At 73.5% G+C, this 12286-nt stretch carries 14 protein-coding genes and 1 pseudogene; 7 read left to right on the plus strand and 8 right to left on the minus strand.

Annotation, left to right across the window (positions count from 1 at the left end; genetic code table 11):
• Nucleotides 1–67 precede the first annotated feature (67 nt).
• A complete protein-coding gene (locus V6N00_RS09640) occupies nucleotides 68–733 on the minus strand; it encodes a GAF and ANTAR domain-containing protein (RefSeq protein ID WP_334231912.1) in 666 nt (221 codons plus the stop codon).
• Between the two features lie 168 nt (nucleotides 734–901).
• On the minus strand, nucleotides 902–1936 hold the full coding sequence (locus V6N00_RS09645; protein ID WP_334231913.1) for a zinc-dependent alcohol dehydrogenase family protein: 1035 nt from the start codon (nucleotides 1934–1936) through the stop codon (nucleotides 902–904).
• A 102-nt stretch (nucleotides 1937–2038) separates the two neighbouring features.
• On the opposite strand from V6N00_RS09645, the gene V6N00_RS09650 reads away from it, so the two are divergent.
• On the plus strand, nucleotides 2039–2611 hold the full coding sequence (locus V6N00_RS09650; RefSeq protein WP_334231915.1) for a TetR/AcrR family transcriptional regulator: 573 nt from the start codon (nucleotides 2039–2041) through the stop codon (nucleotides 2609–2611).
• Nucleotides 2612–2750: 139 nt separating this feature from the next.
• Entirely contained in the window at nucleotides 2751–3698 is a 948-nt protein-coding gene (locus tag V6N00_RS09655; RefSeq protein WP_334231917.1) for an NADP-dependent oxidoreductase, read from the plus strand.
• A gap of 17 nt (nucleotides 3699–3715) precedes the next feature.
• Here the strand turns inward: V6N00_RS09655 and V6N00_RS09660 are convergent, their stop codons facing one another.
• Nucleotides 3716–4495, minus strand: coding sequence for a COG4705 family protein (locus V6N00_RS09660; protein WP_334231919.1), 780 nt, complete (start codon nucleotides 4493–4495; stop codon nucleotides 3716–3718).
• A 98-nt stretch (nucleotides 4496–4593) separates the two neighbouring features.
• A complete protein-coding gene (locus tag V6N00_RS09665; protein WP_334232240.1) occupies nucleotides 4594–5475 on the minus strand; it encodes an aldo/keto reductase in 882 nt (293 codons plus the stop codon).
• A gap of 163 nt (nucleotides 5476–5638) precedes the next feature.
• Here V6N00_RS09665 and V6N00_RS09670 point away from each other — a divergent pair.
• Nucleotides 5639–5983 (plus strand): annotated as a pseudogene (locus V6N00_RS09670) (MmyB family transcriptional regulator); the annotation flags it as partial.
• Between the two features lie 28 nt (nucleotides 5984–6011).
• Complete coding sequence (locus tag V6N00_RS09675) at nucleotides 6012–6506, plus strand: SRPBCC family protein (RefSeq protein WP_334231920.1); 495 nt, start codon at nucleotides 6012–6014, stop codon at nucleotides 6504–6506.
• 99 nt (nucleotides 6507–6605) lie between these two features.
• On the opposite strand, the gene V6N00_RS09680 is transcribed toward V6N00_RS09675, so the two are convergent.
• A complete protein-coding gene (locus V6N00_RS09680; RefSeq protein WP_334231922.1) occupies nucleotides 6606–8012 on the minus strand; it encodes an aminotransferase-like domain-containing protein in 1407 nt (468 codons plus the stop codon).
• On the opposite strand from V6N00_RS09680, the gene V6N00_RS09685 reads away from it, so the two are divergent.
• From V6N00_RS09685 to V6N00_RS09695, 3 genes are all read left to right on the plus strand, one after another.
• Nucleotides 8011–8949, plus strand: coding sequence for a DMT family transporter (locus V6N00_RS09685; RefSeq protein ID WP_334231924.1), 939 nt, complete (start codon nucleotides 8011–8013; stop codon nucleotides 8947–8949). The two genes, V6N00_RS09680 and V6N00_RS09685, sit on opposite strands and share 2 nt — an antisense overlap.
• Entirely contained in the window at nucleotides 8949–9551 is a 603-nt protein-coding gene (locus V6N00_RS09690) for an FMN-binding negative transcriptional regulator (RefSeq protein ID WP_334231926.1), read from the plus strand. Before V6N00_RS09685 ends, V6N00_RS09690 begins: the two co-directional genes overlap by 1 nt.
• Before the next feature lie 83 nt (nucleotides 9552–9634).
• The gene (locus V6N00_RS09695) at nucleotides 9635–10264 is read left to right on the plus strand and encodes a TIGR03085 family metal-binding protein (protein ID WP_334231928.1); all 630 of its coding nucleotides are present in this window, start codon (nucleotides 9635–9637) and stop codon (nucleotides 10262–10264) included.
• Between the two features lie 74 nt (nucleotides 10265–10338).
• Here the strand turns inward: V6N00_RS09695 and hisF are convergent, their stop codons facing one another.
• The 3 genes from hisF to V6N00_RS09710 are packed head-to-tail and all read right to left on the minus strand — an operon-like array spanning nucleotide 10339 to nucleotide 12286.
• Nucleotides 10339–11112: an imidazole glycerol phosphate synthase subunit HisF gene (hisF, locus tag V6N00_RS09700; protein ID WP_334231930.1), complete on the minus strand. Its 774-nt coding sequence runs from the start codon at nucleotides 11110–11112 to the stop codon at nucleotides 10339–10341.
• 26 nt (nucleotides 11113–11138) lie between these two features.
• On the minus strand, nucleotides 11139–11981 hold the full coding sequence (hisG, locus tag V6N00_RS09705; protein ID WP_334231932.1) for an ATP phosphoribosyltransferase: 843 nt from the start codon (nucleotides 11979–11981) through the stop codon (nucleotides 11139–11141).
• Between the two features lie 41 nt (nucleotides 11982–12022).
• The gene (locus V6N00_RS09710) at nucleotides 12023–12286 is read right to left on the minus strand and encodes a phosphoribosyl-ATP diphosphatase (RefSeq protein WP_334231934.1); all 264 of its coding nucleotides are present in this window, start codon (nucleotides 12284–12286) and stop codon (nucleotides 12023–12025) included.

The following is a 12286-nucleotide window of genomic DNA, read 5'->3' on the forward strand; positions in this document are numbered from 1 at the left end:
TCGGCAGCTCGGGCGCCTCCGTGAGGCATCACGGTGGACGACTTCGCCCGGCTCCCTCACCGACGGGTCAGGGCAGTCCGCCGGTGTAGTTGACGTCCGCGGCAATGTCCTTGAGCTTCCGGTTCAGGTGCTGGCTCGCGGTGCGGAGCATGGCGAAGGCGTCGTCGGCGTCGATCCGGTGCTGCGCCATCAGGATGCCCACCGCGCTGCCGATCTGCCGGCTGCTGGTCAGGGCCTGCTGGTAGTGGGAGACGTCGAGCTCGTGCAGGCGCTGCTGGACGACGAGCGCCGCGAACGGGGCGAGGATCACCGCCTCGGCCACGTCCTGGTCCTTGAACGCGTGCCGGTGCGGCGAGTAGAAGTTGAGCGCGGCGCGGTCCTGCTGCGAGAGCGCCAGCCGGATGCTGAGCATGCTGTACACGCCCATCTGCTCGACGCAGGCGGCCGCGAAGGTGGGCCACCGGCCCTCGGACGACAGGTCGTCGCTGACCACGGCTCCGTCCTCGGTGCTGGCCTCGAGGCACGGGCCTTCCCCGGTCTCGTACTGGAGGGCGTCCACCGCCCGCGGCAACATCCCGGTGGAGGCGACCGTCACGGCGGCCCGCCCCTCCCGGATCAGGGGCACCCCGGCCTGGTCCGCGTGCGGCATCAGCCGCGCCGCCACGGCCACGAGCCGATCGGGGTCAGCGTGACCCGAGGCGCCGATCAACCGCGCCAGCGTCTGGAAACTCACTCCGACGGCGTCCGTCCCGGACGGGTGCCTGTCCTGCTCGTTGCTCTCCGGATATCCCCTCACCGAAGCCGACGCCGCTGCTTGACGTCGGTGCCGGTCCGGGGTGGGCCGGGCCCGGCACTGCGCCCATCATGCCGCATCGGCGGGCTCACCAGAACAGCAGGGCGCCTAGCGCTGCGGTTCGACGATCGTCATCCCGGCCGCGGTCGCCCGGTCGTACCCGGGCAGTGCAGCGGCCGCCTCCTCCAGGCCGATGGTCCGGCCGACCAGGCGCTGCGGAGCCAGGGACCCGTCCTGGATGAGCGCCATCATGCCCGGGTAGTCCGCCGCCGCCATCCCGTGGCTGCCCAGGATGTCCAGTTCCCAGGCGATGACCCGGTCCATGGGCACCCGCGGCAGCCCGTCGACCGGGGGCAGCAGGCCGATCTGCACGTGCCGGCCCCGGCGGCGCAGGCTGCGGACCGCGTCGGCGCACGTCTGTTCGCTGCCGACGGCGTCGACGGCCACATCGCTGCCGCCGTCGGTCAGCTCTGCGACGGCCGCGGGGACGTGCCCGTCGGCGAGCAGGGTGTGGTCCGCGCCCAGGTCGGCGGCGACGGCGAGCGCGTCGGGGTTCCGGTCCACCGCGATCACCCTCGCGCCGAGGGCGTGAGCAATCATCACGGCGCTCAGCCCCACGCCGCCGGCGCCGACGACGGTGACCCATTCCCCTGCGGCCAGCCCGACGCGGCCGACGAGGGCCCGGTACGCGGTGGCGAACCGGCAGCCGAGGCTCGCCGCGGTCGTGAAGTCGACGGTCTCGGGGACGGCGACCAGGTTGGTGTCGGCGGCATGCAGGGCGACGTACTGCGCGAACGAGCCCCAGTGCGTGAAGCCGGGCTGCTGCTGGTCCGGGCACACCTGGGCGTTGCCGCTGCGGCACCACGCGCACCGCCCGCAGCCGCACACGAACGGGACCGTGACCCGGTTCCCGACGGCCCAGCGCGTCACCCCGGCCCCGACCTCGGACACCACGCCGGCCAGCTCGTGCCCGGGAACGTGCGGGAACGCGATGTCGTCGTGCCCGGCCCACGCGTGCCAGTCGCTGCGGCACATCCCCGTGGCCCGCACCTGGACGACGACGCCGCCGTCGGGCGCGGACGGGCGCTCCACCTCCCGTACCTCGGGCTGGGACCGGACCGCATCGATGAGGACAGCACGCATGCGTGCACCGTACCGCGGGCCGACCGGCGCCCCGGCCCGGCCCATGCCCGGCCCATGCGGGCAACGCGGCACGCCGGCGCCGGCGCGTACGCTGACAGGGCCATGACCCCGACTCCTCCACGCCGGCTCCGCAGGGACGCCGCCGAGAACGCCGAGCGCCTCCTCGCCGCGGCCGCCCGCGCAGGCCTGGCCCGCGGGGAGTTCGTCCCGCTGGAACAGATCGCCGCCGAGGCCGGCGTCGGGATCGGCACCCTGTACCGCCGCTATCCGAACCGGGAGGCCCTGCTCGAGGCGCTGGCCGTGCGCGCCTACCGGCTGATCCTGGCCGAGGCCGAGGACGCCCTGACGTCGGGCGAGACCGGGCTCGACGCCGTCAGCCGCTTCCTGATCCAGACCTTCGCCCATCGCGACGACCTCGTCCTGCCGCTGCACGGCGCGCCGATGACCGAGGGGACGGAGTCCGCCGACCTGCGGGCGCGGATGCAGCGGACCATGGGCGCGATCCTGCGGCGCGGGCACGACGACGGCACCGTCCGGCCCGACGTCGACGGCGGCACCGTCGTCCGCTTCGGCGCGATGCTCGCCCAGCCGATGTCCAACGTCCCCGGCTGGGAGCGCGTCGCCGCCGAGCAGCGCGCCGTCTTCCTGCGCGGCATCGCCGCCGATCGCGGCTGACCCGGACCGCGCCGACCCACGTTCGAGCCCTCACGGGGCGTGGAACGAGGCGGAGGAATAAACGGAGGAAAACCTCCGCTATGGGTGGGTGCCGGCGACGTGCCGGCGAGGCAGTCCCACCGCGAGAAGGCGAAACATCATGAAGGCAGTACGATTCCACACCTACGGCGACGCCGACGTCCTGCGCTACGAGGACGTGTCGATCCCCGAACCCGGCGCCGGCCAGGTCCGCCTGCGCGTCGCGGCCACCACGTTCAACCCGGTCGACGCCGGCATCCGCGCCGGCGGCCTGCAGGAGCCCTTCCCGGTCCAGCTCCCCCACACGCCCGGTATCGACGTCGCCGGCACCGTCGACGCCCTGGGCGACGGCGTCGACACCGTCGCCGTCGGGGACCGGGTGATCGGTTTCCTGCCGATGGCCGCCACCGGCGCCTCCGCCGAGTACGTCCTCGCCCCGGCGGACGTCCTGACGGCCGCCCCGACCGGCGTGGAGCTCGCCGACGCGGCAGCCCTGCCCTCCGTGGGGCTCACCGCCCGGCAGGCCCTCTTCGAGCTGGGCGAGCTGACGGCGGGCCAGCGGGTTCTCATCACGGGGGCCGGGGGCGCCGTCGGGGCGTATGCCGTGCAGCTGGCGCACCGCGCCGGCGCCTACGTCATCGCCACGGCGAGTCCGCGCAGCGCCGACCGCGTCCGGGCGGCCGGGGCGGACGAGGTGGTCGACCACACCGCGGGCGACGTCGCCGCGGCCGTGACGGAGCCCGTCGACCTGCTGCTCAACCTCGCGCCGATCGACCCGGACGAGCTGGCCCGCCAGGCAGGACTCGTGCGCGACGGCGGCGCGGTCGTGAACACGACCGTGTGGATGCAGGCGCCGAGCGACCAGGCGCGGGGCGTCCGCGGACTGAACGTGTTCGTCCGCAGCGACGCCACTCAGCTGGCCGAGCTCGTCACCGCGGTCGATCGCGGGGAGCTGCACATCGACGTCAGCCGCCGGATCAGCCTCGAGGAGCTGCCGGCGCTGCACGCGGAGGCCTCGACCACGCCGATCTCCGGGAAGGTCGTCGTCACCGTGCCGGAGGCCGCCTGAGTGCCCTCAGCCGGTGGTCACGACGTCCGGAGCGCGACCCGATCGCCCGCCCTCCGGGCGGAGACCGCCGTCACCCCGACCGCGACGACGATCGCCACGATCGCGACGCCGCTGACCATGTCGGTGCCGAGCCCGAGGCCGCCCCGGGCCGGAGGGAGCGCGAGCCAGTCGGCGAGCGACGCACCGACGGGGCGGGTGAGCACGTAGGCCGTCCAGAACGCGGCGACCGCGCCGAGGACCCGGCTGAGTCGCAGCCCGATGACCACCGCCATCGCGGCGATGAAGACGAGGGCCGCCGTGAAGTAGCCCAGGTGCAGCGTGGCGGCGGCGAGGTCGCCGGCCGAGGTGCCGAGGGCGAAGGTGGCCACGACCGCGGCCCAGTAGAACGCCTCGCGACGCGGGCGGTCGACGGTGTGCACGTCGAGGGTCCCCTCGACACGACGCCAGGCGGCGAAGACGGCGAGCAGCGCCACCAGGAACACCGGGGTCGAGACCGCGTACGGGATCCCGAAGGCGACGTGCACGACATCGGCGACCATGGTGCCGAACACGCCGACCATCGCGACGGTGCCCCAGTACAGCCAGCGCCGGTACCGGCGGGCTCGGAACTGCACGGCGAGGACGATGACGAACAGGACCGCCGTGGTCAGCACGACCGGTACCGGATCGAATCGGGTGACGAGGAAGTCGGAGAGCGCCTCACCCATCCCGGTGGTGAGCACCTTGATCACCCAGAACGACGTCGTCGGCTCGGGGACCTTGACCGCGCGCGGGGACTGCGGGGTCGACGTCGTCATGGAGATCCTCCTGGGAGCCGGCGGAGTGGGCGATGCCACTCTCGCCCGGCGCGACCAAGATTCGGCCAAGATATGACGCACCGGGCTGCGAGCGCCGGTCAGGCCTCCGGGATCGCGACGGCGAATCGCTCCTCGCGGGCGACGTCGGGATCCGGGCCGCTGCGCACACCCGTGTCGAGGGCGTCGACGGCGGCGATCTCGTCGTCGCTCAGTTCGAAGTCGAACACGGCGAAGTTCTCGGCGATGCGGCCCGGGTCGACCGACTTGGGGATCGCCGACCGGCCCTCCTGCAGGTGCCACCGCAGCATCACCTGGGCCGGGCTCTTCTCGTGCGCCCGGGCGATCTCCCCGATCGTCGCGTCCTCCATGACGTTCTTCCGGTCCTCACCCCAGCCCGGGTAGAAGGTGATGCCGCCGATGGGCGACCACGCCTGGGTGAGGATGCCGTGCTCGGCGTCGGCGGCCTGCGCGTCGTGCTGCGCGAAGTAGGGGTGCAGCTCGATCTGGTTGACGGCGGGCACGACGTCGGTCTCGGCGAGCAGCCGGTCGAGGTGGCGCGGCGTGAAGTTGCTGACGCCGATGGCCCGGACCTTCCCCTCGGCCAGCAGGGTCTCGAGGCCCCGGTAGGCGGCGATGGTCTTCTCGAAGCGGTCAGGGGCCGGCTGGTGGAGGATCAGCAGGTCCAGGTGGTCGACGCCGAGCTTGGCGACGGCCTTCTCCCAGGCGTGCAGTGTCTCGTCGTGACCGAAGTCGCTGACCCAGACCTTCGTCTCGATGAACACGTCGTCCCGGTCGACGCCGGAGCGGCGGATGCCCTCCCCGACCTCGCGTTCGTTGCCGTAGATGGCGGCGGTGTCGATGTGGCGGTAGCCGGTGGCGAGCGCGGCCTCGACGGCCGCCGTCGTCTCCTCCGGCGGGCTCTGGAAGACGCCGAGCCCGAGAGCCGGCATGGTGACGCCGTTGTTGAGGGTGAGATCCATGGTCATGCCTTCCACGGTAGGGACGAGGGGCGCGGGCTGGGAGGGCACGTCAGTACCCCTCAGGAACGCTCGTCCGGACCGGCCACCGCGGTCACGCGTACCGCCCGTGCCTCCCAGCGGCGGCCTGCCGCCGTAGCGTGGAGGCATGACACACACGGAGGACGCCGGCAGGAATCCGTACGACAAGGACCTCACCGACCTCGTCGGGGAACTGTCCACCCGCAGCGAGGAGTTCCGCACGCGCTGGGTGCGGCACGACGTCACGTACCACCGCACCGGGCGCAAACGCCTCCACCACCCCGTCGTCGGCGACCTCGACCTCAGCTTCGAGGCCCTCGAACTGGCCGCGGATCCCGGTCTGCGCATCAACGTGTACACCGCCGATCCCGGGACTCCGGCCGAGGACGGCCTCAAGGTCCTCGCGAGCTGGGTCGCGACGCAGCGCGCGGCCGCGCGGGACGCAGCGATGGACGCGGAGGCGGACGAGTCGACGGCCTCGCACGGGTGACGTCCGCGGCTGTGTCAGGCTGGGCACCATGACCCGGCCCCTGCGCGTCTCCGACAGCATCGACATCGACGCGCCCGCCGCGGCGATCTACCGCGAGGTGGCCGACCCCGCACAGATGGGCCGGTGGAGCCCGGAGAACCAGGGCACCCGCGACGCGAGCCGCGGCCCGCTGGCCGTGGGTGACCGGTTCGTCGGCCGCAACAAGCGCGGCGCCGCCCGCTGGTCGACGACCTGCGTGGTCACCGCGGCCGATCCCGGGCAGCGCTTCGCGTTCCGCGTCGTGCGGATCGGACCCGTCCGCCCGCTGATCAGCGCACCCATCGCCACGTGGGAGTACACCTTCGAGCCCACGGCCGGCGGAACCCGGGTCACCGAGACCTGGCAGGACGACCGCACGAGGTGGCCCGACGCCCTGGCCGCGCGGTTCGACCGCTTGGTCACCGGGGGCCGCCTGTTCCACGAGTTCCAGGCCGGCAACATCCGTCGCACGCTCGCCCGACTCAAGGCCGACCTGGAGGGTTGATCGCCCCGCACGGGCACACGGCAGGGACCGACACGGGCCGCCGGCGGTCGACGCGGGCGCCGACGCCGACCCAGCGGTCAGCGCCGGGTCAGCGCCGGGTCAGCGCGCGGCGAGCACGCCGCCGAGGATGGCGGCCGCCTCCGGGAAGCGGTCGGGGTCGTCCCCGCCGTAGTTGACGCGCACGTACGGGCCCGAGGGCTCGGCCGGGAACCATTCGCTGCCCGGGGCGATGATGAGTCCGCGACTCTCGCAGTCCCGGACGACCTGGCCCACCTCGGTGCCCTCGGGCAGCCGCAGCCACAGGTTCAGGCCGCCGGAGGGGACGGACTCGACGTGCGCGGCCGGCGCGTGCTCGCGCAGGCTCGCGAGCAGCAGGTCCCGGCGTCCACGCAACTGGTCCCGCAGCCCGCGCAGGTGCGTGCGCCAGCCGGGCTGGGCAACGACGTCGAGCGCGGCGCTCTGCAGAACGGCGCTGACGTACATCGACTCGGCGGCCCGGTCGGCGAGGATGCGGTCACGCGCTGGCCCGCGGGCGACGACGGCGGCCACCCGCAGTGCTGGGGAGACGCTCTTGGTCAGCGAGCGCAGGTAGATGACGTGGCCGTCGTCGTCGAGCGCGGCCAGCGGACGCGGGTCCGCGTCGATGGCCAGATCGTGGGCCCAGTCGTCCTCGATCAGGAACGCCCCGTGCCGCCGCACCGTCTCGAGCACGGCGAGTCCCGTCTCCGCCGGCCACTGTCCCCCCGTCGGGTTGGCGAAGGTCGGTTGGGCGTAGAAGGCACGGGCGCCCGTCCGGGCGAAGGCACGCTCGACGTCGAGCGGGTCGGGCCCGTTCGCGCCGGACGGCAGCGGGACGAGCGTCACCCCGGCCTGGTGAGCGGCGAGGATGGCGCCCCAGTAGCTCGGTGACTCGATCAGCATCGGCTGGCCCGGGCCGACCAGCGCCCGGAAGATCGAGCTCAGTCCGCTCTGGCTCCCCGAGAGGACGAGGGTGTCCCGCGGCCCGGCGGGGGTGACGCCGGCGGGGGCGCCGGACGCGAGCTCGGCCGCGAACCAGGCCCGCAGGTCCGGCAGCCCGGCCGCCGGCGAACGGCGCAGCGCTCCGTCGCTGCGCGCGGCGCGGGCGAGCGCCTGCCGGACGAGCCGCTCGGGCAGCAGCTCCCGGGACGGGTAGCCCATGTGCAGCCCGATGGCGTCCGGTGCCGCGGTCCGCTGCGTCGAGGAGAGGGTGGCCCCGAGCGACGGCGGGGCGCCGAGGGCGGTGGTCTGCCAGCCGTAGTCGACCGGCGACGGCGTGCGAGCGGCGCGCACGAAGGTGCCCACCCCCGGGCGGCTCTCGGCCAGACCGAAGCCGATCAGCTGCCGCATCGCCTTCTGCACCGTGACCGGGCTCGCGCCGTACTCGGCGACGAGCGCTCGGTTGGAGGGCAGCCGGGTGCCGGGACGCGCCGTCGCGATCCACGCGCGCAGTCCGGCGACGATCCGGCCCGTGCTATCGTCACTCATGACTGTACAGAGTAGCGCTACTCATCGAACGCGACCAGTGCTATCGGCCGCGTCGGTCGGCAGGTCCGGCTGGTGGTGGGGTCTGCTCGGCACCACGGCCTTCTCCTTCACCGTGCCTTTCACCCGCGTGGCGGTCGCGAGCTTCCCCGCCCTCTTCATCGGCTCCGCCCGCGGCGTCATCGCCGCCGTGCTCGCCGGCATCGTCCTCACCGCGACCCGGCAACGGTTCCCGACGCCGCGCCAGTGGGTACGCCTGGCGGTCGTGGCCGCCGGCGTCGTCGCCGGCTTCCCCCTGCTCACCTCGTTCGCCCTCACGACGGCGCCTGCCGGTCACAGCGCCGTCGTCATCGGCCTGCTGCCCGCCGCGACCGCCGTCGCGGCCGTGATCCGCGGCCGCGAACGGCCGACCCGCTCGTTCTGGGTCCTCGCCGCGCTCGGCGCCGTCGTCACCGTGGTCGTCGCGTCGCTCCAGAACGGCGGCCTGGGGTCGCTGCACTGGTCGGACCTGCTGCTGCTCGGCGCGGTCGTCGCGGCGGCGGTCGGCTACGCCGAGGGTGGCCTCCTCTCCCGGGAACTCGGGTCCTGGCAGACCATCTCGTGGGCGCTCGTCGTCGCGGCTCCGCTGACGACCCTGTGCTGCGTGCTCTCGATCGCCGGTCGCGATCCGACCGGCACGCCGACGGCGTGGCTCGCCCTGGGCTACCTCGGCGTGGTCAGCATGTTCCTCGGCTTCTTCGCCTGGTACCGCGGGCTCGCCATCGGGCCGATGGCCCAGGTCAGCCAGGTGCAGCTCGTCCAGCCCGTGCTCACCCTGCTCTGGGCCGCCCTGCTCCTGCACGAGCAGATCGGCTGGCCCACCGTCGTCGGCGGCCTCGCCGTCATCGCCTGCGCCGCCCTCGCCGTCCGCACCCGCCTGTCCCGGAAGGAAACCTCCTGATGCGCCACACTCCCCGCTACCTGATGACCGACCCCGCCGAGGTCAAGCGCCTCATCGCCGCGCACCCGTGGGCGACGTTCGTCTCCGCGACCGGAGCGGGCCTCGTCGCCTCGCACTACCCGGTGCTGCTGGTCGAGGACGGCGACGACGACGACATCGTCATCGCCAGTCATGTCGGCCGCCCGGACGACGAGCTGCACGAGCTCGGCCGGCACGAGATGCTCGTGATCATCCAGGGCCCGCACGACTACGTCTCCCCGAGCTGGTACTCCCCCGGCGACCTCGTGCCGACGTGGAACCACGTCACGGCGCACCTGTACGGCACGCCGGAGATCCTCACCGAGGAGGAGAACTGGGCGATGCTCAACCGGCTCACCGACCACTTCGAGCACCACCGGCCGGACGGGCGCAGTCTCGGGCAGGACGAGCCGGCGACCCGCCGCATCGCCCGCGGCACCGTCGGGCTGCGGATGCGGGTCACCCGGTTCGACGCCCGCGCCAAGCTGAGCCAGAACAAGAGCCGTCAGGTGCGCGAGCACATCACCGACCAGCTCGCCCGGCACAATGCGCCGCTGGCCGAGGAGATGCGGCGGGTCGACTGAGTCGACGATCACGGGCCGGACTGCGGCGGACGCGGTTCGCGCCGCCCTCAGCTTCTCTCGATCTCCGTGCTACGTTCGCCGTGATGGACTACGTGCAGATCTCCCGGGAGGCGCTGGCCGAGACGCTGCTCGCGGCCGGCCCGGGCCGCGACACCCTCTGCGAGGGCTGGCGCACCCAGGAGCTGGCCGCCCACCTGTATCTGCGCGAGCACCGGCCCGGCGCCGCCGCCGGCATCGCCCTGCCGCCCCTGGCCGAGCGGACCGAGCGGCGCACCCGCGAGCTGGCCGCCACGGCGGCGACCCGCACCGACTTCGCCGGCCTCGTCGACCGCTTCCGCCGCGAACACAGCCTCATCAGCCCCCGCCGGCTGCCGCGTCTGGCCGCCCGCGTGAACCTGCTGGAGTATTTCGTCCACACCGAGGACGTGCGCCGCGCCGTCGACGAGTGGGCGCCCCGCGTGCTGGACGCCGACTACGAGGCGGCCCTGTGGGAGCGGCTCGTCGCCTGGTCCGCGCTGGCGTACCGGTCCTCGCCCGTCGGCGTCGTGCTGGTCGACCCGGAGGGCTACCGGCACGTGGCGAAACGCTCGGACGACGCCGTCGCCATCGTCGGCGCCCCGGGTGAGCTGATCATGCACGCCTCCGGCCGCCGGACCGCGGCGCTCGTGACGGTCGAGGGTTCCGCCGAGGCGATCGCGGCCCTGGCCGGCTGACGCTCCGACGGATCCGTCGCGTCGCAGCGCTCAGCGACGCTTCCGTGGCGACCGCGCGCCGCGGGAGGAACCGCTCAGCGGACCGGGTGGCCCGCCGCGCGGATGGCGGCCTTGACTTGGGCGATCGCGTCGTCGGGACCGAAGTGGAACACCGAGGCGGCCAACACCGCGTCCGCGCCGGCGTCGACGGCCGGCGGGAAGTGCTCCGGCTTGCCAGCGCCGCCCGAGGCGATCAGCGGGACCCCGACCTCGGCCCGGACCGCGGCGATCAGCTCGAGGTCGAAGCCGTCCTTGGTGCCGTCGGCGTCGATCGAGTTCAGGAGGATCTCCCCCACGCCGCGTTCGGCGGCCTGCCGCGCCCAGGCGAAGGCGTCGATGCCGGTCCCGCGACGGCCGCCGTGGGTGGTGACCTCGAAGCCCGAGTCGGTGCGGGTGTCCCCGCGGACGCGGCGCGCGTCGAGGGAGAGCACGAGCACCTGCGAGCCGAACCGGGTGACGATCTCGTCGATCACCTCCGGCCGGTCCACTGCGGCGGTGTTGATCGACGCCTTGTCGGCGCCCTCGCGGAGCAGCCGGTCCACGTCCGCCGCGGAGCGCACGCCCCCGCCCACGGTCAGCGGGATGAACACCTCCTCGGCGGCCCGGCGCACGACGTCGTAGGTCGTGGCACGGTTGCCCGAGGACGCGGTGACGTCGAGGAAGGTCAGCTCGTCGGCGCCCGCCCGGTCGTAGCGGTGGGCCAGCTCGACGGGGTCCCCGGCGTCGCGCAGGCCCTCGAACCTCACGCCCTTGACGACCCGCCCGGCATCGACGTCCAGGCACGGGATGACGCGGATCGCCACGCTCATGTCGGTCTCCTTCGAGTGCGCGCGGCTCAGATCCGGGCGGCGTGGATGGCGCTGGTCAGGATGGCGCGGGCGCCGAGTTCGTACAGTTCGTCCATCATGCGGTTGGTCTGGCTGCGCAGCACCATGGCGCGCACCGCGACCCACTCGCCGTCGCGCAGCGGGGAGATGGTCGGCGACTCCAGGCCCGGCGTGATGGCCGAGGCGGCGTCGACGAGGTCGGCGCGGATGTCGTAGTCCATCATCACGTAGCGGCGGGCCACGAGGACGCCCTGGAGGCGCCGGATCAGCACGTCCATGCCCTCGGGCTCGTGCCCGTCCCGGCCGATCAGCACGGCCTCGGAGCGCAGGATCGGGTCCCCGAAGGTCTCCATGCCGGCCGCGCGCAGCGTCGTGCCCGTCTCGACGACGTCGGCGATCGCGTCGGCGACCCCGAGCCGCACGGAGGACTCGACGGCGCCGTCCAGCCGGACGACCGACGCGTCGATGCCGCGCTCGGCGAGGTAGCTGCGCAGCAGCCCGTCGTAGCTGGTGGCCAGGCGCCGGCCGGCGAGCTGGTCGATCGCGGTGAACCGGCCGACGGGGCCGGCGAAGCGGAAGGTCGACGCGGCGAAGCCGAGCTCCATCAGCTCCACCGCCTCGGCACCGGAGTCCAGCAGGAGGTCCCGGCCGGTCAGGCCGACGTCGAGGGTGCCGGAACCGACGTACACGGCGATGTCGCGGGGCCGCAGGTAGAAGAACTCGATGTGGTTCTCCTGGTCGGTCAGCACCAGCTCGCGGCTGTCGCGGCGCTGCCGGTAGCCGGCCTCGCTGAGCATGGTGGTGGCGGCTTCGGAGAGGGAGCCCTTGTTGGGCACGGCGACGCGGAGCATGGTGGTCTCTTCCTGGTCAGGTCTGACGGCGGACGGGCGGCCTACAGATGTCGGTAGACGTCCTCGAGCGTCAGGCCCTTCGCGATCATCATCACCTGCACGTGGTAGAGCAGCTGCGAGATCTCCTCGGCCGCCTCCTCGTCGGTCTCGTACTCGGCGGCCATCCACACCTCAGCGGCTTCCTCGACGATCTTCTTGCCGATGCCGTGCACGCCGGCGTCCAGTTCCGCGACGGTGCGGGACCCGTCGGGGCGCTCAGCGGCTTTCGCGCGCAGCTCGGCGAAGAGGGAATCGAAGGATTTCAC

The sequence above is a fragment of the Tersicoccus mangrovi genome, from assembly GCF_036881825.1.
GTDB classification, from domain to species: domain Bacteria; phylum Actinomycetota; class Actinomycetes; order Actinomycetales; family Micrococcaceae; genus Tersicoccus; species Tersicoccus mangrovi.

Excerpts from the sequence above, each read along its gene's own strand:
- V6N00_RS09645 (WP_334231913.1), bottom strand. The coding sequence starts at position 1,936 with ATGCGTGCTGTCCTCATCGATGCGGTCCGGTCCCAGCCCGAGGTACGG.
- V6N00_RS09650 (WP_334231915.1), top strand. The coding sequence starts at position 2,039 with ATGACCCCGACTCCTCCACGCCGGCTCCGCAGGGACGCCGCCGAGAAC.
- V6N00_RS09655 (WP_334231917.1), top strand. The coding sequence starts at position 2,751 with ATGAAGGCAGTACGATTCCACACCTACGGCGACGCCGACGTCCTGCGC.
- V6N00_RS09660 (WP_334231919.1), bottom strand. The coding sequence starts at position 4,495 with ATGACGACGTCGACCCCGCAGTCCCCGCGCGCGGTCAAGGTCCCCGAG.
- V6N00_RS09665 (WP_334232240.1), bottom strand. The coding sequence starts at position 5,475 with ATGGATCTCACCCTCAACAACGGCGTCACCATGCCGGCTCTCGGGCTC.
- V6N00_RS09675 (WP_334231920.1), top strand. The coding sequence starts at position 6,012 with ATGACCCGGCCCCTGCGCGTCTCCGACAGCATCGACATCGACGCGCCC.
- V6N00_RS09685 (WP_334231924.1), top strand. The coding sequence starts at position 8,011 with ATGACTGTACAGAGTAGCGCTACTCATCGAACGCGACCAGTGCTATCG.
- V6N00_RS09680 (WP_334231922.1), bottom strand. The coding sequence starts at position 8,012 with ATGAGTGACGATAGCACGGGCCGGATCGTCGCCGGACTGCGCGCGTGG.
- V6N00_RS09690 (WP_334231926.1), top strand. The coding sequence starts at position 8,949 with ATGCGCCACACTCCCCGCTACCTGATGACCGACCCCGCCGAGGTCAAG.
- V6N00_RS09695 (WP_334231928.1), top strand. The coding sequence starts at position 9,635 with ATGGACTACGTGCAGATCTCCCGGGAGGCGCTGGCCGAGACGCTGCTC.
- hisF (WP_334231930.1), bottom strand. The coding sequence starts at position 11,112 with ATGAGCGTGGCGATCCGCGTCATCCCGTGCCTGGACGTCGATGCCGGG.
- hisG (WP_334231932.1), bottom strand. The coding sequence starts at position 11,981 with ATGCTCCGCGTCGCCGTGCCCAACAAGGGCTCCCTCTCCGAAGCCGCC.